Annotated in this window: 19 protein-coding genes; 13 read left to right on the forward strand and 6 right to left on the reverse strand. The window is 70.8% G+C overall.

Annotation, left to right across the window (positions count from 1 at the left end):
* Positions 1-3 precede the first annotated feature (3 nt).
* The gene (locus OG194_RS16110) at positions 4-912 is read left to right on the forward strand and encodes a LysR family transcriptional regulator (RefSeq protein ID WP_327401534.1); all 909 of its coding nucleotides are present in this window, start codon (positions 4-6) and stop codon (positions 910-912) included.
* A gap of 77 nt (positions 913-989) precedes the next feature.
* Positions 990-2,600, forward strand: a complete 1,611-nt coding sequence (locus OG194_RS16115; RefSeq protein ID WP_327401535.1) for a hypothetical protein — start codon at positions 990-992, stop codon at positions 2,598-2,600.
* Here OG194_RS16115 and OG194_RS16120 read toward each other — a convergent pair.
* Positions 2,562-4,130, reverse strand: coding sequence for a sigma-70 family RNA polymerase sigma factor (locus tag OG194_RS16120; RefSeq protein ID WP_327401536.1), 1,569 nt, complete (start codon positions 4,128-4,130; stop codon positions 2,562-2,564). The two genes, OG194_RS16115 and OG194_RS16120, sit on opposite strands and share 39 nt — an antisense overlap.
* Positions 4,131-4,338: 208 nt before the next feature.
* On the opposite strand from OG194_RS16120, the gene OG194_RS16125 reads away from it, so the two are divergent.
* The 3 genes from OG194_RS16125 (at position 4,339) to OG194_RS16135 (ending at position 7,004) form a co-directional block, all read left to right on the forward strand.
* Positions 4,339-4,755 carry an SsgA family sporulation/cell division regulator gene (locus tag OG194_RS16125; protein ID WP_327401537.1) on the forward strand — a complete coding sequence of 139 codons (417 nt, stop codon included), beginning with the start codon at positions 4,339-4,341 and terminating at the stop codon, positions 4,753-4,755.
* A gap of 122 nt (positions 4,756-4,877) precedes the next feature.
* The gene (locus tag OG194_RS16130; RefSeq protein WP_327401538.1) at positions 4,878-6,314 is read left to right on the forward strand and encodes an NAD(P)/FAD-dependent oxidoreductase; all 1,437 of its coding nucleotides are present in this window, start codon (positions 4,878-4,880) and stop codon (positions 6,312-6,314) included.
* A gap of 60 nt (positions 6,315-6,374) precedes the next feature.
* Positions 6,375-7,004, forward strand: coding sequence for a hypothetical protein (locus OG194_RS16135; RefSeq protein ID WP_327401539.1), 630 nt, complete (start codon positions 6,375-6,377; stop codon positions 7,002-7,004).
* Here OG194_RS16135 and OG194_RS16140 read toward each other — a convergent pair.
* A complete protein-coding gene (locus OG194_RS16140) occupies positions 6,985-7,818 on the reverse strand; it encodes a COG4705 family protein (RefSeq protein WP_327401540.1) in 834 nt (277 codons plus the stop codon). The two genes, OG194_RS16135 and OG194_RS16140, sit on opposite strands and share 20 nt — an antisense overlap.
* A 118-nt stretch (positions 7,819-7,936) precedes the next feature.
* Here OG194_RS16140 and OG194_RS16145 point away from each other — a divergent pair, with 118 nt between their 5' ends.
* Positions 7,937-8,599 carry a response regulator transcription factor gene (locus OG194_RS16145; protein WP_327401541.1) on the forward strand — a complete coding sequence of 221 codons (663 nt, stop codon included), beginning with the start codon at positions 7,937-7,939 and terminating at the stop codon, positions 8,597-8,599.
* 619 nt (positions 8,600-9,218) lie between these two features.
* A complete protein-coding gene (locus tag OG194_RS16150; RefSeq protein ID WP_327401542.1) occupies positions 9,219-10,610 on the forward strand; it encodes an ATP-binding protein in 1,392 nt (463 codons plus the stop codon).
* Between the two features lie 13 nt (positions 10,611-10,623).
* On the opposite strand, the gene OG194_RS16155 is transcribed toward OG194_RS16150, so the two are convergent.
* The 3 genes from OG194_RS16155 to OG194_RS16165 all read right to left on the reverse strand — a co-directional run bounded on the left by OG194_RS16155 (position 10,624) and on the right by OG194_RS16165 (position 13,387).
* Positions 10,624-11,415, reverse strand: coding sequence for a COG4705 family protein (locus tag OG194_RS16155; RefSeq protein ID WP_327401543.1), 792 nt, complete (start codon positions 11,413-11,415; stop codon positions 10,624-10,626).
* A 233-nt stretch (positions 11,416-11,648) separates the two neighbouring features.
* Positions 11,649-12,353: a polysaccharide deacetylase family protein gene (locus OG194_RS16160; protein ID WP_327401544.1), complete on the reverse strand. Its 705-nt coding sequence runs from the start codon at positions 12,351-12,353 to the stop codon at positions 11,649-11,651.
* 38 nt (positions 12,354-12,391) lie between these two features.
* A complete protein-coding gene (locus tag OG194_RS16165; protein ID WP_442811569.1) occupies positions 12,392-13,387 on the reverse strand; it encodes a glycoside hydrolase family 11 protein in 996 nt (331 codons plus the stop codon).
* A 178-nt stretch (positions 13,388-13,565) separates the two neighbouring features.
* Between OG194_RS16165 and OG194_RS16170 the strand changes: the two genes are divergently transcribed.
* Positions 13,566-14,924: a M14 family zinc carboxypeptidase gene (locus tag OG194_RS16170; protein WP_327401545.1), complete on the forward strand. Its 1,359-nt coding sequence runs from the start codon at positions 13,566-13,568 to the stop codon at positions 14,922-14,924.
* 80 nt (positions 14,925-15,004) lie between these two features.
* Here OG194_RS16170 and OG194_RS16175 read toward each other — a convergent pair whose 3' ends face one another.
* The gene (locus OG194_RS16175; RefSeq protein WP_327401546.1) at positions 15,005-15,619 is read right to left on the reverse strand and encodes a TetR/AcrR family transcriptional regulator C-terminal domain-containing protein; all 615 of its coding nucleotides are present in this window, start codon (positions 15,617-15,619) and stop codon (positions 15,005-15,007) included.
* A 58-nt stretch (positions 15,620-15,677) separates the two neighbouring features.
* Between OG194_RS16175 and OG194_RS16180 the strand changes: the two genes are divergently transcribed.
* The 5 genes from OG194_RS16180 to OG194_RS16200 all read left to right on the forward strand — a co-directional run bounded on the left by OG194_RS16180 (position 15,678) and on the right by OG194_RS16200 (position 21,283).
* Positions 15,678-17,201: an FAD-dependent monooxygenase gene (locus OG194_RS16180; RefSeq protein WP_327401547.1), complete on the forward strand. Its 1,524-nt coding sequence runs from the start codon at positions 15,678-15,680 to the stop codon at positions 17,199-17,201.
* A gap of 31 nt (positions 17,202-17,232) precedes the next feature.
* Positions 17,233-17,988 (forward strand): SDR family oxidoreductase, encoded by a 756-nt coding sequence (locus OG194_RS16185; protein WP_327401548.1) that lies wholly within the window; start codon positions 17,233-17,235, stop codon positions 17,986-17,988.
* Between the two features lie 466 nt (positions 17,989-18,454).
* Positions 18,455-18,958, forward strand: a complete 504-nt coding sequence (locus OG194_RS16190) for an RNA polymerase sigma factor (protein ID WP_327407097.1) — start codon at positions 18,455-18,457, stop codon at positions 18,956-18,958.
* 63 nt (positions 18,959-19,021) lie between these two features.
* Positions 19,022-19,636 carry a hypothetical protein gene (locus OG194_RS16195; protein ID WP_327401549.1) on the forward strand — a complete coding sequence of 205 codons (615 nt, stop codon included), beginning with the start codon at positions 19,022-19,024 and terminating at the stop codon, positions 19,634-19,636.
* 93 nt (positions 19,637-19,729) lie between these two features.
* Positions 19,730-21,283 carry an ABC1 kinase family protein gene (locus tag OG194_RS16200; protein WP_327401550.1) on the forward strand — a complete coding sequence of 518 codons (1,554 nt, stop codon included), beginning with the start codon at positions 19,730-19,732 and terminating at the stop codon, positions 21,281-21,283.
* Positions 21,284-21,322 lie beyond the last annotated feature (39 nt).

Raw genomic sequence — 21,322 nt, forward strand, 5'->3', positions numbered from 1 at the left:
CCGATGGCTATGACGACGGACGTCCACGTACGGGACCTGCGCTATTTCGTCGCGGTCGCCGAGGAGCTCCACTTCACGCGCGCGGCCGAGAAGCTGTACGTCTCGCAGCCCGCCCTGAGCAAGCAGATCCGGGCGCTGGAACGGCAGTTGGGCGCCGAACTGTTCCGGCGTGACCGGCAGGGCGTGGCGCTCACCGCCGCCGGTGCGGCTCTACTGCCGTACGCCGAGCGGGTGTTGGCGGTCTGGGCGGAGGGCGCGTCCGCGCTGGCGGAGGTGAGCGCGGCCGAACGCAGCACGCTGGTGGTCGGGATGAGCACCAGCCCGGGCCGGGGCGGCCTGCTGCCCGCGATCCGCTCCCGCTTCACGGCCGCGCGTCCGGAGGCGAACGTACGGCTGCGGCAGGTGAGTTGGGACGATCCGACGGCCGGGCTCGCGGACGGCGACGCGGACGTGGCGTTCGTCTGGCTGCCGCTGCCCGACGCGGAACGCTACGGCTGGACGGTCGTAGCGGAGGAACCCCGCCTGGTCGCGCTCCCGGAGAGCCATCCTCTGGCCGCGCGCGCCGAGGTCGACTTCGCGGATCTCGTCGACGAACCGTTCCTCGCTCTGCCGTCCAACGCGGGCCCCTTGCGCGACCATTGGCTCGCCCTCGACGAACGCGGCGGCCGACTCCCGCGCATCGGGGCGGAGATCGCGAGCACGGAGGAGACGTACGAGGCGCTGGTCGCCGGTCTCGGCGTCTGCCTGGTGGCCACGGGCAACGCCCATCTGATCACCCTCGGCGGGGTCATCACCCGTCCGGTGCACGGTATTTCGCCGAGCCGCTATGCCCTGGCGTGGCGGCGGGAGGACGGCGGGCGGCCGCTGGTGAGGGCGTACGCGGAGGCCTGTCGCCTGGGGGCGGGGCGCTGATCGAACGTGTCCGCGACACGGTTACGATGAGCCGTTTTCGGGGGCCGGGGTGCGGGGTTCGGGGTTCGAGGGGAATCATGTCCACAGGGGGAAGCGTGTCCGTACGACGGACAAGACGCACGCCGATCGGATCGCTCGCGTTCGTCGGGGTGGCCGCGCTCGCGGGGCCGTTGCTCGTTCCCGCCGCGTCCGCGCAGGCGGCGGCGGGCTCGTTGACCGTCACGACGTTGGGGCGGCACGGTGCGAAGGTGGCGACGACGGTGACCGTCGTCAACGCGTCGTCCGGTGAGACCCGTACCGTCAGGTCGGGCAAGCGGCTCAGCCTGCCGGCGGGCACGTATCTCGCGATGGCCGACATCTACGAGAGCACCACGGACGGTCTGGGCACCGACACCCTCGGCGCGCAGGTCGTGTCCGTGTCGGGGGCCAGGTCCACGACGCTGGACGCCCGCAAGGGCAAGGCGGTGAAGGTGTCGCTCGACACCCCGGCCGATGTCACCGAGCCCGCCACGATCGGCGCGCGGGTGTGCTCCGCCGACGCCGACATGCCCTCCGCCGTCGCCGTGAGCGGCGGGAACCGCGCGGGCTCGCTCTACGCCATCCCCAACTCCTCCAAGCGGCTTCAGTTCGGGTACCTGGCGCAGTGGTCCGGCAATGACAGCTATGTCGCGGTCAAGAACACGACCGGCATCCCGGCCGCGCCCGGCGGGTCGTTCAAGCGGTCCAAGCTGGCGACGATGCGCTTCTCCGTGCGCGGCGGGACACAGATGGCGAACGAGCACGACGTAGCGCTCCAGGCCGCCCCGAAGGTCGACGACTGCACGACCGATCTGTACGCCAACGTCAACGGCGGCAGCGCGCCGTACAGCGCCACCGCCCATGTGACGCCCGGGAGTTGGCAGCCGCGCGACGACATCTTCGCGAGCAACGGTGACGACGTCGGGGGCGGTTTCCCGGCGGTGCGGACGCTGAAGGCGGGGCAGAGCTTCACCCAGTCGTTCGGGCGGGCCGTGTGGAGTCCGATGCACTACCTGCCGACGGTCTGGCAGAAGTCCGTGAACTTCATCCCGGACGCGCTGATCGGCGACCCCGACGTGGGCGCGAGCGGGGCCGATCCGACGAAGGAGACGGTGGTCCTGTCCAAGGGGAGCACCACCGTCAAGAAGAAGACCCTGACCAACTGGGGTTCCTCCGACGCCGACTTCGCCGCCACGATCCACTCGGCCGGCACCTACCGGCTGACCGTGGACGCCCACCGCTACCACCCGGGCATCACCTTCCCGTCCGGCATGCTGTCGTCGCGCGTCACCCTCGACTGGCGGTTCAAGGCCGACCCGGCCAAGTCGGTGGTCGCCCCCGTCTTCATGACCCGCTTCCTGCCCGCCGGCCTCGACAGCCGCAACCGGGCCAAGGCGAGCGGCACCACCTCGGTCACGGTCAGCGCGGGCCGTGGATCTCAGGGCCCCGACATCAAGTTCACCAAGTCGACGGTCAAGTCCCTGAAGGTGTGGGCCTCTTCGGACGGCGGCACGACCTGGAAGGCCGTCTCCGTGACCCGCTCCGGGTCCTCCTGGAAGGCGTCCGTACACAACCCGGCCTCCGGCGCGGTCGCCCTGCGCTCCCAGGTGACCGACTCCACCGGCGGCACGTCAGTGGAGACCGTCTACCGCGCCTACGCCATCGGCTGATCCGCCCCCGTCCGAACAGGGCTGGTCTCCGGCCGGGTCGGACGGTTCGGACGGCGTGGGTGACGTCGAGGGCTCGGAAGGGGTCGTGGGCTCCGGGGTGGTGACGGGATCCGGAGTCTCCTTCACGGGAGTGCTCGGCTCCGGCGTCGGCTCCTCGCCCTTCGGAGGCGTGGGAGTCGGGTCCGTCGGCGTCGGGTCCGGCTTCGGTTCCGTCGGAGTCGGGTCCGGCTTCGGTTCCGTGACCACCGGCGGTGTGGGAGTCGGCTCGGGTTCCGGCTTCGTGGTCACCGGTGGAGCGGGAGTCGGAGGTGGGGTCGGAGTCGGAGTCGGAGTCGGAGTCGGCTCAGTAGTCACCGGCGGCGGCTCAACAGGCGCCGTAGGAACCGGAGTTGCTCCACCGTCCCCCACCGGCACTACGACCGACCCACCCCCGGTGCCGCCAAGTGCGGCCGGAGACACGGCACTTATGGGCCCGTCCGCCGCGGGCGCCGTAGAACCACCGCGGTCGCCCGGCGTCTTCGAGGGCTTCCCCGTGCGCGGCTCGGACGCCACCGGCGCCTGGGAGACCGGGACTTCGGCCACCGGGCCCTTCGCGACCGGGACTTCGGTGGTGTCGGTGCCGCCGAGGAGGACGCAGACCGCGACGGCGCCCGCCACGGCCGTGCCGACGGCGGCCGCCATCTGTGTCTTGGAGGCACCGACCGCCACGTGCCGTATGCCGTGCAGCAGTCCGGCGCCATGACCGCCCGCCGCCGTGGCCGCGCCCGCGGAGCCCGCGCCGAACGCGGCGAGCAGGAACTTGCCCGTGCCGCCGAGGACGAACACGAGCAGGGCGGGTGCGACGAGTGCGGGCAGGCGGTCGTTGGCGCGCATCAGGGCCGCGAGGCGGGCTCGGCAGTCGTCGCACGCGTCGACGTGGCCGAGGAGGCGTTCGGACTGCCGCTCGGTGGCGCCTCCGCGCACGTACGCGGGCATCCGGGCCCAGTGCACCTGGCACGCGGGATCGTCCGGAGTGCCGGTCTGCTCGCGCAGGAACGCCTGCCGCATGCCCTCGCGCGCACGGTGCAGCAGTACGGCCGTCGCGCCCTGCTTGGTGCCGAGCTGGGGGCCGATCGCGGCCAGCGGGAGGCCCTCCGCCTCGGCCAGCCACAGCGCCTTCACCCAGCGTTCGGGCAGTTGCTCAAGTACCCGTACCAGCAAGTCGGTTGACGACACCTGCTCGGCCGGGTCGCCCCCGTGGACGTGCGCGTGGCTCGCGTCCGCCCGCTCGTCGGCCTGCGGGTCGCGCGGTGTCTCGCGTGCGGCGCTGCCCGCGGCCGTGGCGAGGTGCTTCACGGTCGTCATGAGGTACGCCGGTACGTTGTCGATCTCATGGCCGGCGGACAGCCTGCGCCACACCCTGAAGTGCGCCTCGGCGACGAGGTCTTCGGCGACCCAGGTGTTCCGGGTGAGCGAGCGGGCGTAGGCGACGAGGCGCGGCTGCTGCTCCTCGTAGATCCGGGCGTACTCGGCGGTGGGACCGTCGTTCATGGCAGCAACGCTCCAGTTGCCAAGGGGGGTGGGGAAGGATTTGTAAGCCTAGATGGCGAAACTTTCAACTAAAGTTGCAGCAATAACGGAAGGTGACCCAGATCACATCAACCATCTTCCGTAACGGCGTAATCAAGCGCCCCTCCGCGCGCTCAAGGAGGTGAGTCGGCACAACCGGCCGCCGTCCCACCCGAATCGGAGACCGCCCATGCGCCACGTCACCCTGGAACAGCCCACCAGCGCCCGTCTGATCGCCGACGACGACCAGGAGTTGGCCGTCACGGTCACCCTCCGCTACTCCTCCGGCGACCCCTTCGCCGTCCAACTCCTGTTCCCCGCCTGGATATCGCTCGACGGCAAGAAGGTGACGTGGACCTTCGCGCGGGTGCTGCTCGAGGAAGGTCTCGCCGCCCCCGCCGGGATGGGCAACGTGCACATCCGGCCGTACGGCCCCGCCCATACGGCCGTTGAGTTCCACTCGGCGGAGGGCATCGCGATGATCCGCTTCGACACGGTCGCACTGCACCACTTCCTGCGCCGCACGTACCGGGTGACCGAGCCGGGCCGGGAGGCCCTGGAACCGTCCCTCGACCGGGGGCTCGCCTCGCTGCTCGACGGCGCGTGAGGGCGACGGCCCCGTTTCGGTCCCCTTGCGATTGGCATATTCTGCGAGGCCTCTTGGTGTGATCTGGTTCGCCGGTACCTCCGCCACGCACGAACGGTGCCCGTCTGGAGAAAGCAGCCCCCATGAGCGAATCGCCGCACAGGACAACCCGGTTGTCCACCCGTGCCGTCGTCGTCGGAGGCAGCCTCGCCGGCATGCTCGCCGCTGCCGCCGTCCGGGACCACGTCGACGCTGTCGAGATCATCGAGGCGCACGACCTGCCCGAGGGGCCGGAGTCACGCCCGGGCGTTCCCCAAGCGGCCCATTTCCACGTCCTGTTGTCCGGTGGGGCCGACGCGATCGAGGACCTGCTGCCGGGCACGCTCAAGGAGTTGCTGTCCGCGGGCGCCAACCGGGTGCCCATGACGACGAACATGCTGATCCACTCGCCCGAGGGCTGGTACCGCCGTTGGCAGCGTGACAGCCACTATCTGATCACCGCGAGCCGCGACCTCACCGATTCCGTCGTCCGCGGACAGGTGCTGAAGGACCCGCGCGTCAGCGTGCGCCCGCACACCAAAGTCACCGCCCTGCTGGGGAGTTCGCAGCGCGTCACCGGCGTACGGCTGCGCGCGGCGGACGGCACCGAGACCGACCTGACCGCGGACCTGGTCGTCGATGCCTCCGGAAGGGGATCCCAAACCCCTCGCTGGCTGGGCGAGTTGGGCATCCCTGGCCCGGCCCGGGACAGCATCGACTCCGGCATCGCGTACGCCAGCCGTATCTACCGCGCCCCGGTCTCCACCCTCAACTGGCCCGTGATCAGCGTCCAGGCCGACCCTCGGCGGGGCGAACCCGGCCGGACCGGCGGCATCGTCCCCATCGAGGACGGCCGCTGGCACGTCAGCCTGATCGGCACCCCGGGCGCCCAACCCACCCGCGAGGCCGCCGAGTTCGAGCCGTACGCCCGCACGCTCCGCCACCCGGTCGTCGCCGACCTCCTGTCCCACGCCGAGCCGCTCACCGACGTCGCCCTGACCCACAGCACGGTCAACCGCCGCTACTACTACGAGCGTCTGAAGTCCTGGCCGGAAGGCCTGGTCGCCCTGGGTGACTCGGTCGCCGCGTTCAACCCGATCTACGGCCACGGCATGTCGGTGGCGGCCCTCGGCGCCGTGGCGCTCCGCACCCGACTGGCGTCCGTGGGCCTCGCCGACGGCCTCTCCCGCACGGCGCAACGGGCCATCGCGAGACCCGTCGAACTCGCCTGGAGTCTCGCCGTGGGCCAGGACATCCACTACGAGACGACGAAGGGCCGGAACGCGGGCACCCTCGACCGCCTCCTCCAGCGCTACGTCAGCCGACTGTCCCACACCGCGACGGGCTCGTACCGCGTGGCGACCGCGATGACCGAAGTACTGACCCTCCAGTCCCCGGGCACGGCGCTGCTCCGGCCAAGTGTCCTTGCGGCGGCGGTAGTCGGGCCGTTGCGGCCGCAGCTGGACGGGCCTACGTTCACGGCTGGGGAGCGGGGGTTGCTGGCCGAGGCGGGGATCTCGTTGCCCTGGCTCGCCGAGTAGCGCGCCGGGGTTGCCGGTCAGCGCGCCGGGATTGTCAGTGGCGGCTGCTTCCATGAGGTCATGAGCACCGTGTACGAGGCCGCCGCCCTCCTTCCCGATCCCGCCGAACTCCGCGTCCACCTGCGGGCGTTGGCGGTCCTGGACTCGACGATCGGCGACGATCCACAGTTCTGCGTGTACGCCTTCGACGCCGACTGGGGCCCGGGCGAGGAGGCGGCCCTGATGGACAACGGCTCGGGGGACGACTTCTCCGTCCTCTTCGCCCCGGCCGGCGTGCTCATCCGCGGCTTCGACCACGAGTCGGCGATGAGCCCGTACGGGACGGACGACGAGGAGGTCTGGCCCGGTGTCGTCGACGAAGTACCCGCCGCGCTACGTCCGTTGCTGGACGACCCCGCCTTCCGCGACGAAGGCCTCGACTTCACTCGCGTCACCGCCTGCCTGTGGCGCGAGACCGGTGACACCGCGTGGCGCACCGGCTCGGCCATCGACTTCCCCACGGGCAAGGGGGACCCGGACGGCTCCGGCTTCCTCTTCCCTCTCCTCACCGACCGCTCCCCGGAGACCGTCCAGGCCCACTTCGAGGACTACTACGAGCACCCCGTGCCCCTCGACGCCGTCCGCCATGTGCTCGCCGGACACCCCGTGACCCCGGCGATCGCGGCGGTGCTCAGGCCGTCCGTCGCGTGACACCCCCGCGGTCGATGACGTCCCGGCGGGTCACCGCGAGGTACACCACCAGGCCGAGGATGACCGCCAGGAACAGCACGCTCGTGACGACGGTGCCGAAGCCGAGGCCGCCGTCGCCGGTCGGCTGGGAGAGGTAGTCGCCGATCGAGGCGCCCAGCGGGCGGGTGAGGACGTAGGCGATCCAGAAGCCGCGCACCGCGTCCAGGCCGAGGGCGAAGTGGGCGACCGCGACCGCCCCGATGGCCAGGGCGAACAGGATCGCGGAGAGCCAGTAGCCGAGGTTCATGCGCTCGGAGACCAGGTCGCCGGCGGCGGTGCCCAGGGCGAAGGTGAACAGCACGGCGAGCCAGTAGTAGGCCTCACGGCCGGTGGTGTCGATGCTGTGGATGGACAGCGTCCCCTCGCGCCGGTACCAGACCACGAACACGGCCACGAGGGCGACGGCGAACACCGCGGTGCTCGTCTCCAGCGGCACGCCCATGTTGTCGGTCAGGTTGTCGCTGATGAGCGTCCCCACGACGCTGATCAGCGCCACGGCGAGCCAGTAGACACCGGCGCGGTAGGCGGTCGTACGGAACTGGACCACCAGTACCACCGCCAGCAACCCGCTCATCAGCAGCGACACACCGGTCAGGCCCAGGCCGGCCTTCTCGTTCAGCAGATCGGCCGCGGTCTCGCCGACGGTCGTGCACAGCACCTTGATGATCCAGAAGTAGGCGGTGACCTCGGGCACCTTGTTCCAGCGCGACGGATGCGTGACGCCGGTCGTGCCGGTCGTAGAGGTCTCGGATGTCTCGGATGTCTCGTACGTCATGAGGCCCGACCGTGTCATCGGACACCTGAACGCTTCCTGACCGCCGAGCGGCGCGCTCGCACCCCGGGATCGTCTACAGTGCCGTAGACCGTCTACAGGATTGTAGTCAGGGAGGACCATGCGCCGGACGATCCTGGTCGTCGAGGACGATCACGCCCTGCGGGACGTGCTGATGCGCGGGCTGCGCGACGAGGACTACGACACCGTCCCCGCGCCGGACGGCGCCACCGCCCTGCGGCTGGCCACCGCCGGTGTCTCCGCCGCCGTGCTCGACATCGGGCTGCCCGACGCCGACGGGCGGGACGTGTGCCAGGCGATGCGGGCGAACGGGTTCCTCTCCCCGGTCATCTTCCTCAGCGCGCATCACCGGCTGCCCGACCGGCTGTCCGCGTTCTCGGCCGGGGGCGACGACTATCTGCCCAAGCCGTTCCACCTCGCGGAACTCGCGGCCCGGCTGCGGGCGGCCCTCAAGCGGGCGGCGCCGGCGCCGGCCGCCACGGCGGGAGACCTGGTGCTGGACGCCGTCCGGCACACGGTCGACGTCCGGGACACCCGGGTCGACCTGACCCCGACCGAGTTCCGGCTCCTGGCCACGCTCATGGCGGCCTCCGGCGGCATCGTCAGCCGCCGCGAACTGGTCCGCGCGGGCTGGCCCGAAGGCGCCCGGGTCCACGACAACACCCTCGACCAGTACCTGACCCGCCTGCGCCGCAAACTCCGCGAGGCAGGCAGCACCCGAACAATCGGCACGGCCCGCGGGGTCGGACACCGGCTGTCATGAACGGGGTTGGTTCGACACGGGCTGCGGGCTGCGGGCTTGCGGGGGCAGGCTGGCTGCCGCGCGGAGATCCCGGGCCCGAGGGCCCGAGTGGCCTACGGCGATTCGGCTCGCGGGCGTGCCGGCGTCGGGCCACGGGTGCAGACTGGCCGGCTGCGGCGCGGGGGCCTGAATGACCTACGGCATCTCGGCTCGCGGCGTACGGGCTCCGGGCGCCGGGCTCGCGGCGTACGGGCTCCGGGTCCGGGCTCCCGGCTCCCGGCTCCCGGCTCCCAGCTCCCAGCTCCCAGCTCCCAGCTCCCGGCAACGCCGTCCAGGATGGCTCGGTTTCTCACGCGGCGAGCGGCATCGGCGGCGCCGTCAGAAGCGGGGCCCGACACCGGCAGCGGACTCCATGACAGCCGACGCCCTCCACCACCTGCCGCCCCACACACATCGCATGCTCCGCACAGCCTGCCTGCCCTGCCAGCCCCGCATGCCCGGCACAGCCTGAATCCCCCAACAGCCCGCCAGCCCCACACGATCGGCATCCACCCACCATGAGCACCCCCGACACCCACCCCCCGCGCCCCGCGACCGCCCTCCACCACCCGGCACCCCGCAGCACCGGCAACCACCCGTCATGAGCAACCCCCCGCACCGGCTCCAAGCCACCGTCACCGCCGCCCTCCGCCGCCTCCCACCCCGCACCCTCCGCGGCCGGCTCTCCCTCGTGGCGCTGTTCACGGCCGCGTTGCTGATGCTGGTGCTCACCGTGGCGTTCAACTCCGTTGCCGGGCACCGGCTCGGGCATCAGGCGGACGACGAGCTGCGTTCCCGTGCCGCCGCCGTCGCGACGACCGTCGACACCAGTGGCGCGACGGTGCGGGTGCTGGAGACGTCCCACGACGACCTCCTCGACGCCAACGTGTGGATCTACTCCGGGCGGCGCCTGCTCGAACAGCCCCCGGCCGCGGGCCCGTTGACCCGCGTCGCCGGCGCGCTCGCCGTGCGGGGCGGGCGGCACTGCGTGACGACCACGGTCCGTCGCCCGCTCCGCCTGTGCTCCCACCCCGTACCCGGAGCGGGCGGCCGGGCCACGGTGGTCACCGCGCTGGACCTCTCCCCGTACCGGAGTTCGGCCGACACCCTGCTCCTGGGTTCGCTCGCGCTGGACGTCGTCATGCTCGCCTGCACCTACGCCCTGACCCGGCTGGCCGTCGGCCGCGCGCTGTGCCCCGTCCGCACGATGACCGACCAGGCCACCCAGTGGAGCGCGACCGCCTCCGAGGAACGGTTCGACAGCATGCGGCATCCGGCCGAACTCGCCCGTCTCGGCGGGTCGTTGGACGCCCTGCTGGACCGTATCCGCACGCTTCTGCGCCACGAACGCCGGCTCACCGGCGAGCTCTCGCACGAGCTGCGCACACCGTTGAGCCGGATCATCGCCGAGCTCGACTGGTGGCGGGCCCGCCCCCGCACGGCCGGTCAGACCCGTGCCACCCACCAGGTCATCGCGGATGCCGCCGAGTCGATGCGCGCCATCTGCGACACCCTCCTGGACGACGCCCGCGACGGCACCCTCACCGCGCCGGGCACGGCCGAGGTCCTGCCGGTATTGGGCAGACTGGCTGAAGTCCCGTATGCACCCAGCCACTTGACGATCACGGTGGTCGGACCGCACCTCGTGGCCGGAGTACCGCCCGCCCTCCTCGAACGCATCGTCAGTCCGCTCCTCGGCAACGCCTGCCGCTATGCCGCGTCCGTCGTCACCGTCCGCGCGTACCGCGCCCCCGACGGCGCACCGGACGGCGTACGCGTCGACATCGTGGACGACGGCCCCGGCGTACCGCCCCCGTTCGCCGGACAGCTCTTCGAGCCCGGACGTCGCGCGGATCCCGGCGACGGCCACGGCGGTGCGGGACTCGGGCTGCCGTTGGCGCGTCGCCTGGCCCGCTCCGTGGGCGGCGAGGTGACGTACGACGCCGGGCACGCCCCCGGCGCGCGGTTCGTGGTCGATCTGCCCGCCGGATGACCGTGCCCCGCGCTCACGCCACGGCGTCGTTCCGGATGTCCTTGCGGGAGACGGCGAGGTAGCCGACGAAGCCGAGAATGGCCACCGTCCAGGACAGGGTGACCGGACCGAGTCCCCAGGCGAGACCGCCCCGTTGGTGGCTGACGGCCATCCAGTCGGCGACAGACGCACCGAGCGGGCGGGTGAGGACGTACGCCGCCCAGAACGCGGCCACCGCGTTCAGCCTGCCCCACCGGTGCGCGAGTGCCGGAACCGCGATCGCCACGCCGTACAGCACGGCGGAGCCCAGATACCCGAGGCCGATCGTGGCGGTGAGGTCCCCGCAGGCCGTGCCCAGCGCGAAGGTGGCGAGCACGGCGGCCCAGTAGAAGGCCTCGCGGCGCCGGGTGTGGATGCTGTGGATCGACAGCGTGCCCTCACCGCGGTACCAGAGGGCGAAGACGGCGGCCAGGACGACCATGAAGAACGGTGTGGAGAGCGCGTACGGCACACCGAGGCCGACGTGCAGGACGTCGGCGGCCATCGTGCCGAACACGCTCACCATGACGATCGCCGTCCAGTAGACCCAGGCCACGTACCGCCGCACGGCGAACTGCACCGTCAGGGCGGCCACCAGGGCTATGCCGCCGAGGCCGACGGCGGGGATCGGGCCGAACGCGTGGGCCAGGAAGTCGGAGGCCGTCTCCCCCATGCCCGTCGTCAGCACCTTGATGATCCAGAAGTAGACGGTCACCTCCGGCACCTTGCTCGCCGCGTGCCGGATGCGGCGCGAGGGCCGGTCGTGAGTGAGGTGATCAGTCGTCATGGCAGGCACCATGACACGCTGTCCGAGGGTTGCCCCAGACCCCTTTGCCAGAGCTTTTGGGCTTCTGGTGCATGAGTTGCCCGAGGCCCCTCCGAGCCTGAACACAACCTGAAAGCGGCGGCCAACGCGCTGGTCAGGAGCGTGTGTCGAGTGCTACACGCGGCGCGACAGCGAGGGCCGCCGCGCCGCGTGGACGGTGTTCCTGAGGGACCGCGCCGACGCCGCCGCGGACCCTATCCGGGAGCGACGGCGCGACCCGTCGTCGGCGAGATCATCCCGGCGCACAGACCGCGGGCGGCCAGCCCCTGCGCGATCCGCGGGATCGCCGCGACCGTGTTGGCGGGCCAGTCGTGCATGAGGATGATCTGGCCGTTGGTGAGCCGGGCGGCCGCCGCGACGATCGCGTCGGTGCTCGCGCCGTTCCAGTCCTGGGAGTCGACGTCCCAAATGATCTCTTTCAGACCGTACTTGGCCTCTACGGCCTTCACCGTCGCGTTGGTCTCGCCGTACGGCGGGCGGAACAGCCTGGGGGTGCCGCCGCCCGCGGCCGCGACGGCCTGCTGGGTCCGGGAGATCTCCGAGTCGACCGTCGCCTGGGTCTGCTGGGTCAGGTGCAGGTGGGTGTAGCTGTGGTTGCCGACCCACATACCGGCGGCGACCTCCGCCCTGACCTGCGCCGGATACGCGGCCGCGTACTGGCCCTCGTTGAACGTCGTGGCCCGGAGGCCGTTCTGCTTCAGGGCGTTGAGCAGGGTGGGCGTGTTGCCGGACGGGCCGTCGTCGAAGGTGAGGCCGACGTATCCGCCGCAAGTGGCGGCCTGAGCGGGGATGTTGACGCCGGCGGCGAGGCTGCCCGCGGCGGCCAGGGCGATGACGGCCGGCGTGGCGACCAGGGGGCGCAGGGAACGCAACGAGAAGCGGTGCGGTGCGGAGTTCATGTGAAGTGGTCCTCCAGCCTTGGGAGTTGGGGGGGCGGTCAGCTCGCCGTGCAGGAGACCGTGGGCCAGGTCCAGTTGCCGTTGGGCTGGATGGTGGCGCCCCAACTGTTGCCGGTGCCGTTGGGTTTGGCGGTCAGCACCTGCGAACTGGGGTACGTGGCCGCGATGTTCCAGGTGGAGAGGACCTTCGCGGGCGACGGGACGTTCATCGTCACGGTCCAGTTGCTGGAGCCGGTCACCGCGACGTCGAGGTTGTAGCGGTCGCTCCACTGCCGGCCCGCCGACAGGGTCGCCGTGCAGCCGCTGCTGCCGCCGCCCGAACTCGTGCCGCCCACCGTGATGTTGGAGTTCCCGCTGCTCTGGTAGCCCTCGGTCGCGAGGATCATGTAGTAGCTGAAGCTGCCGAGCGGCATCCCGGCGCGGGCCCAGGCGTCGAAGTGGTTGCCGGTGGTGATGGTGCCGCCGGTGCGCTTCGTCTGCCGGACGCTCCAGTACTGGTCGAAGGTCTTCGTGCCCTCCACCGAAGGGGCGTTGTAGCGCGTGGTCTTGTAGATGTCGTACGTGCCGCCGTCGCTGGTGACGGTGCCCATGTACGTGCCCGTGGGCCGGTAGGTGCCCCAGTTGTCGACGATGTAGTACTCGACGAGCGGGTTCGACGTCCAGCCGTACAGCGACAGATAGCCGTTGCCGGACGGGTTGAAGGTCCCCGAGTACGTCACGCTCCGGCGACCGCCGGTGCTCCAGCCCTTGCCCGCGACGAAGTTGCCGGTGTTGCTCCACGTGGTGCTGTAGTTGCCGCCGGAGCCGAGGTTCATGGACACGGACCCCTGCGAGTCGGTCCAGAACGAGTAGTAGTAGCCGTTGTCGGTGCCGGTCTGGTTCGTGGTGACGACCGTGTCGGCACTGGCGGTGCCGGGCAGGGTCATCATCGCCAACAGGGCCAGCAGCAGGGCGCAGGCGCCGCTGACGGACAGCCTTAAGCGGCCGTGTCCGCCATGTCCGTGGTTCGTCGTGCGTGCGGGTGTGTTGTCCATGCGGCGTCAGTGTTGGCCTGCCCCTGTCAACTGTCAATAGTTTCGGTTCTGGATACGAAATATTCGAAGCTCGCCGACGCGTGACGCTTTGCCCAATTCCCCAGTCCATAAGCGCAATTGAACGATTCACCACAGGAGGTCTCTCGTGGATCGCCAGGAATCAAGATCCGACCGTCGAATGTTTTCGACCGAATGTTTCGAGGAATTCTCCGATCATGCGAACCGCTATCCCACGGTCGCCGAAGTCACCGAGTCCGCACGGCAGTTGATCTCCCGGTATCCCGAAGCCTGCCGACTGCGCCGGATCGGGAGGTCCCGCGCGGGCCGTCCGATCCTGATGCTGTCCGTGGGACACGGGCCGCACCACGTCCTCGTGGTCGCCGGCCCGCACCCCGACGAGCCGGTCGGCGGCGCGACCGCGCTCGTACTGGCGGAGCAAGTGGCTTGCGGAGAACGGCTGTTCGCGGCGACCGACCCCGCCGTCGTCACCTGGGACATCGTCCTGTGCCTCGACCCGGACGGCGCGGCCGTGAGCGAGGCCGGAACGGAGGGTGCAACGACTACGAGCGCACTCGCACCCACCCTGCGGAACTACTACCGCACCACCTACCGCCCGATCGCCGCCGAGCAACCGGAATGGGCGCCGATCGAATCCCGCCGACTCCCGGAGACCCAGGCGCTGTTCGAGGTCATCGACGAGCTACGACCGTTCCTCCAGTGCTCGCTCCACAGCACCGATGTGGGCGGCACCTGGCTCCAGTTGACCCGCGACCTCCCCGAACTGGCCGCGCCCTTCCACGCATCCGCCGCGGAACTCGGCATCCCGCTCCAGCACGGCACGTACGACGCCCTGTACTGGGAGAACCCCAGCCCCGCGGTCTACGTCCTGCCCCCACCGGACAGCACCGCGCGCCTGGCGGCCGGTTGGGAGAACATCGGGGCGTCCACCTGGTGCGCACCCCTGCGGTACGGCGGTGTCACCGCGATCGTCGAAGTCCCCATGTGGGCAAGCGACTTGGCCGAGGACCAGTCCCCGTACCCGGACGCCGAGCAAACCCTCCGCGACCTGGCCGACCTGGTCCTGGACGGCGGCCGCCAGGTGACGGCCGTACTCGAAAAGGCACGCGCCTTCCTGCCGTCGCCCCAACACGACCCGCTCGGACGGGTGGTGGAGTGGATGGCCGACGGCCTCTACGACATGGTCGCCAACTCCTGGGAACCACTGGTCCGTCAGGCAGCCGCCGCGTCGGCCGACGACGATCCGCGACGCCTGACGACGGCCCAGGTCGCGGCCCTGAACATCGTCGCCCGCCGCCAACCCGTCCGCGCCGCAGGCCTGTTGCTACGGCTGCTCAAGGCGTCGGACGACAAGGCGGCCCCGGCGTTGTACCGCGAACTCGACGGACTCTTCACGGCATGGTGCACGGACGCCGAAGAAGCCCTACGGGTGCGCTGGGTGCCGGTCCGCCATCAGGTGGAACACCAGGCACGTACGGTTCTGGCCGCGGCCGAGAGCGCGCTGAAGTCTCCCCGCTGAACGCGCGCCGGACCCGCAACCGTGCCTGTGCTCGTACCCGCCCCGCACCCATACCCGCATCCGAGCCCGGAGGCCCCCGCTCACCGCCGCCCGGCAAGCAGTGCCGTCACCCCGAACTCGTACCGCTCCTCGAACGACGCCGGGGCGAGATGCCCGGCCACCCGGTGGAGCGCGGGATGGGTCGTCTCGGAGATCGCGTGCGCCAGGATGTCGCCCAACGGCCGGTGATCCACGGCCTGTTCCTCCTGGGTGAGTCCGAGGGCGAAGTAGACGACGGCCCACGAGGTCCACGCGGCCTCGCGGTCGCCCAGGCCGCACGCGAGGAGCGCCTCGACCAGGGCCTCCGCGAAGGCCAGGGTCATGGGCTCGGCGGCGTAGGTGCCGACGACGAGCGCCGCGCCGTCGCGATGGGAGAGCAGGGCGCGGCGGAACCGGCGGGCGAGTTCGCGGGCCCGTTCGGCGGGGACGTCCGGGAGATCGGTGAGCGGAATCTCGCCAAGTACGGCGTCCGCCATCAGGTCCAGCATCCGGGCCTTGGTCTTCACATGCCACTGCACGGTGTTGATCCGCACGCCGAGCCGGTCGGCGACCGCGCGCGTGGACACCGCGTCCAGGCCCTTCTCGTCCAGGAGGTCGAGCCCTGCGCGGATCACCGTGGCCGGATCCAGTCGGTCGCTCTGTTGCTTGTTGGTCACTGACCTAGTTTACTTCACCCGAAGACTCTAGGTCAGCGACCAAGAAATGGGTGATCTCATGACAGCGCAGCAGGTGAAGACGGAGCGGGCGGGAGCACAGCGGGCGGAGACAGCGCAGGTCGTCATCTCCGGAGGCGGCCCCGTCGGCCTCTGGCTGGCCGCCGAACTCCGGCTGAACGGCATCTCCGTCACCGTCCTGGAACTCCGCACGGAGATCGACAACCGCTCCAAGGCGCTCACCGTGCACCCGCGCGGCGTCGAGGTGCTGGCCTCGCGCGGTATCCACCAGCGTTTCCTCGACGAGAGCCTGAAGATCTCCACGGGGCACTTCGCCAACCTGTCCAACCGGCTCGACTTCTCCGTCATGGACACCCCGTTCCCGTACACCCTCTTCATCCCCCAGGCCCGCACGGAGGCGCTCTTCGAGGAGTACGCCCGCGGGCTCGGCGCGACGATCCGGCGCGGGCATCGCGTCACCGGCTTCACCGAGCACGCGGACTCGGTGACCGTCCGGGTCGAGGGGTCGGAGGGGCCGTACGAGATCGAGGCGGAGTACATCGCGGGCTGCGACGGCACGCGGAGCACCGTGCGCGAGGCGGCCGGGATCGAGTTCCCCGGCACGGAGTCGCGCTATCTCGGCTGGCTCGGTGACGTCCTGTTCGACAACCCGCCGGCGCCCGGCTTCAACCGCTTCACCGAGCGCGGCGGCCTGATGATCGTGCCGTTGCCCGACAACCGCTGGCGCATCGCCGGCACCAGCCCCGACAGCGAGACCGGCGAATGGCCCGGCGACCTCACGATGGACGAACTGCGGCAGAAGGTCGTCCACATCGCCGGTGACGACTTCGGCATGCGCGACCCGTCCTGGCTCTCCCGCTACGGCAACGCCACCCGCCTCGCCTCCCACTACCGGCGTGGCCGCGTCGTCCTCGCGGGCGACGCCGCGCACCAGCACTACCCGACCGGCGGCGTCGGCATGAACGTCGGTTTCCAGGACGCCTTCAACCTCGGCTGGAAGCTGGCCGCGACGATCGACGGCTGGGCCTCGGACGGCCTGCTGGACAGCTACCACACCGACCGATACCCGGTCGGCGAGCAGCTGATGGAGCACAGCCGCGCGCAGACCTACCTGTTCCACGCCTTCACGCCCGAGGGCCTCGCCCTGCGCGACCTGCTGAGCCGGATGGTCCCCGAGTCACGGGAGTTCAGCGACGTACTGGCCGGCCGCCTCACCGCCCTCGACGTCGCCTACCCGAGCCCCGACCCCGCGGCCCACCCGGTGACCGGCACCCGCGCCCCCGACGTCGCCCTCCCCAGCACCGACAGCACCCTGTTCGGCGCGCTGCGGGCGGACTCGTACGTCCTGCTCGACCTGACGGCGCAGGGCGCGCTGGCGGACCGCGCCCAGGAGCGGATCACGGTCCACGCCGGTGCGCCCGACCGGACCCGGCCCGCGTGGGCGGACGTACGCGCCGCCCTGATCCGCCCCGACGGACACGTCACGTGGGCGTGGACGGAGGAGGACGACACGAAGCTGGCGGAGCAGGTGGACTCGGTCGTCACCACGGCCCTCGGCCGCTAGGACCCCTATACCTCCAGAAGGGACCGGACTCATGGACCTCGGACTGAAGAACAGGGTGTACGTCGTCACCGGCGGCACCCGCGGACTGGGCTACGCCGTCGCCCGCGAACTGGTCGCCGACGGCGCCAAGGTGCTGGTCACCGGCCGCGACGAGAAGCGCGCGGCGGAGGCGGCGGCCGAGTTGGGCCCGAACGCGGCCGGAGTCGCCGTGGACAACTCCGACCCACGAGCACCGCACCAACTGATCGCCACCGCACGGGAGTTGTTCGGCGGCTTCGACGGCATCCTCGTCAGCGTCGGCGGTCCGCCGGCGGGCGACGTGGCGGCCACCACCGACGCGCAGTGGCAGGCGGCCTTCGAGTCGGTGTTCCTGGGCGCGGTACGACTGGCCCGAGCGGCGGCGACGGAACTGACGGCCGGGGGTGCGATCGGCTTCGTCCTGTCCGGCACCACCCACGAACCGGCCCCCGGCATGGCCATCTCCAACGGCCTGCGCCCCGGCCTGGCCGGCTTCGCCAAGTCACTGGCGAACGAGCTGGGCCCCCGCGGAATCCGCGTCGTAGGCCTGCTCCCGGGCCGGATCGCGACGGACCGCATGCGCGAACTGGACGGCCTCGCCCCCGACCCCGGCGCCAGGCGGGCCGGCAACGAGTCGGCGATTCCGCTGGGGCGGTACGGGGCGCCGGAGGAGTTCGGGCGCGTGGGGGCCTTCGTGCTGTCGCCGGCGGCTTCCTACGTCACCGGGGTGATGGTGTCGGTGGACGGCGGGGCGCGGCACGGTTTCTGACGGTGGGTCGCTTTGGGCGCGAGGGGGTCGGTCGACTCCTCGCGCCTTTTGGCTGCCGGTCACTTGGGGGTTCGTCAGCTACTCACGCGTTGCCGGTCACGGCCTTGAGGGGGCCAGTGCGCGGAGCTGACGGGCGATCCGGTGGCGGTCGGGGCCGACGGTCGTGGCCGAAATCGTCAACCGGAGCGGAATCCAGGCCCCCGCGGACTCGCCCCACCGACCACTGCCCCCGGGATCGACCAAGCCGAAGATACTGTTATCCCTTCTCATTTTCTCATTCAAACGAAGGAAGGGTGTGATGTGCGGGTTAACCACCTCCCCCCAGGGCAGAAAGCCGTTGTTTCCAGCGAAGAATGAAAAGGAAGGGCGAGGGGGTGGAAAGAGTGGAGGGGATTTTCGTCGCATGAGGGTGTGCGTGAACCCAATCGCCGGGAGCATTTCTTTCGTTCGATCATTGGTGATGCGCATGCACTTATGCCGCGATTCCTTCTGGACTGAAGTCCTTCAGCATCGCGAGCGCCTCCTGCGTCTGGTGCGCCGCCGGCTGCCCAATCCGCATGACGCCGAGGACTGCGTCCAGGAGGCCATGCTGCGGGCGGCCACCCACCGCGACCTGGACCGCGACCGGCTCGGGGCGTTCCTGACCACGGTCGCCATGCGGCTGTGCATCGACAGCTACCGGGAACGGGAGCGCTGGCAACGGCTGTTGCTGCGCATCACCGACGGGGAGCCGGAGATGCTGGAGGAAGCCGTCTGCGACCAGGAATTCGGTCGCTGGCTGCTCCGGCAGGCCGGCCAGCTCCGCGGCCGGGAGCGGCAGGTGATGCTCGCGCGGGCCGACGGGATCTCCATCGTCGAGTTCGCCCGCATCAACCAGATCTCCGTAAAGGCCGCCGAGGGTGCTTTCACACGTGGCAGAGCCAGGCTCCGGCACATGTGCACCCAGTCTCTGGGCGAATCCTGCGGATGACCGAAAAAAGGTTGGGCATCCTGGTGAATTCCATGATGCCCCTAGGGAAGGACACCCGAAAAAGTGGCTGACAAACCGAGCACCCAGGACACCATCAAGAACTTACTCGGCGACATCGCCGACAGTTCCAACAAGGCCTTCAACGATTTCCTCGACCCGCCGAACAAGTCCAGGAAGTCCGACTACCCGGACTGGTTCGGCTCCGGCAATCCGATGGCGGCCCTGGCCGGGACGCCCCTCGGGGCACTCCAGGCGATGGCGGCGCTCGGCGGCGGCATGAACCCCGTGGCCGCACTCGCCGGCGCCAACCCGCTCGCCCTCCTGGCGGGCGCCTCCTCGGACCGGGGCTCCGGTCCGGTGAACCCCCTGGCCGCACTCGCGAACGCCAACCCGCTCGCCGTCCTGGCGGGCGCGAATCCGGCGGCGGCGGCCCTCGCCGGGCTGGCCGGCTCGTCCAACTCCGCCAATCCGCTCGCGGCCGTAGGACAACTCGCCGGTGCGGCGGCGGGTCTGCCCGGTGCCGTGGGCGGTCTCGGCGGGCTGGCCGAATCGCTGGCGACCCTGCCCCAGCAGATCGCCAGGCTGACCGACCTGCTCTCCACGCTGGTCAGCTCCCTCGACGCGATCAGTGATGTCGCGGCGAGTGCCGGAGTCCGTCCGGCGGCCAAGAAGGGATGACCGACGCCGCCCTGACACAAGGCCGTTGACCCGCGGTCCGTGCCCGGTGCGCCGGGCCGGCTTCCGCAGAACCCTCAGGAGGGAACCCGCGTCGTGAGGACCTTGATCGGCGACCGGCTCCGGCTGGTCGTGAAGGTGCTGGGCAGTCTGATCGCCGACGAGGTCGGTCACACGGCGCGGGAACGCGGCAGATCCAAGGGGAACGGCCGGTCCTCGGCGGAGGATGAGGAATCCGCCGCCGGGGACGCTCAACGGCGTGCCCGCGCCGTACGGAAGGCCCTGGAGAGCCTCGGCCCTTTCTATGTGAAGCTCGGCCAGATCCTCTCCACCCGGCCGGACATGGTGCCGCCCTCGATGATCGCCGAGTTCCAGAACCTGCACGACCAGGTCGACGTGCAGCCGTTCTCCCTGTTCGAGCCGGTCCTGGAGAAGGATCTCGGCCCCGACTGGAAGCTCAGGTTCGACGACATCGACACCACCAAGCCGCTGGGCGCGGCGTCGCTGGCCCAGGTCTACCGGGTGACCCTGCCCGGGGGCCGGGAGGCCGTGGTGAAGATCCAGCGGCCGGAGATCCGCGAGGCGGTCCGGGCCGACATGGCCCTGCTGCGCCGGGCCTCCCGCATCGTGGCCCGGGCGGCACCGCGGTTCAACGAGGTCATCGACGTCGAGGCGATGCTGGGCTCGATCTTCGACGCCATGGAACCCGAACTGGACTTCACCGGCGAGGCCCGCAACATGGAGGAGGGCCGGGAGGCGGCCCGCGACTTCCGCACCCTGGCCGTCCCCGAGGTCCTCTCGGCCACACCCCGGGTGCTGGTGCAGTCGATGGCTCCAGGCATGTCCGTACGGCATCTGGACCCCAGGTCGTTCAGCGACAGCGAGCGCACCGACATCGGCAAGGACCTGCTGCGGTTCATGTACCGCGGCTACTTCGTGCAGCGGACGTTCCACGCGGATCCGCACGCGGGGAACGTCTTCGCGCTGCCCGGGGGTCCCGCGACGCTGATCGACTGGGGCATGGTGGGGCGCCTGGACAAGCGGACCAGCCTCCAACTGCTGCCCCTGCTCATGGCGTTGGCGCAGAACGACGGACACGGGCTGGCCCGCGCCTGGGCCGACATGGGGAAGCTCACCGCCTGGGCGAACCTGCCGGCGTTCGCCGCCGACATGGCGGCGCTGGTCCCCAAGATCTCCAGCGCCTCGCTGGGCGAGCTGAACTTCGGCGTCTCGCTCACCACGGTGCTGGAGAAGGCCACCAAGCGGGGCATCGGCTCCGCGCCCTCGATCTCGCTGCTGGGAAAGTCCTTCGCCAACCTCGAAGGCTCGGTGCGCTGCCTGGCGCCCGAGCTGTCGCTGGCGGAGATCTTCAAGGGCGAGGTCCGCGGCATCGTGATGTCCCTGCTGGGCGAGTTCATCTCGCTGGAGCAGCTGGGCCGTACGGCCATGGACCTGATGGTCACGGCCACCACCAGCCCCGAGCAGCTGCGCGGACTGCTGGCCGACGCGTCCAACCGGCGGTTCGCGCTCCAGGTCCACCACCCGAGGACACCGGCCGCCCTGGGAGGCGAACGCGGCTCCTCCTACGCCGGGTTGATCGCCCTGGGCGCCATGGCCCTGCTGCTGGACCACCGCCGCAGGTCCCGCTGAGGCGTCCGGCTCCCGCCGCACACCCATCCACGACCACCC

Origin of the sequence: Streptomyces sp. NBC_01288, assembly GCF_035982055.1 — a bacterium.
Lineage (GTDB): Bacteria > Actinomycetota > Actinomycetes > Streptomycetales > Streptomycetaceae > Streptomyces.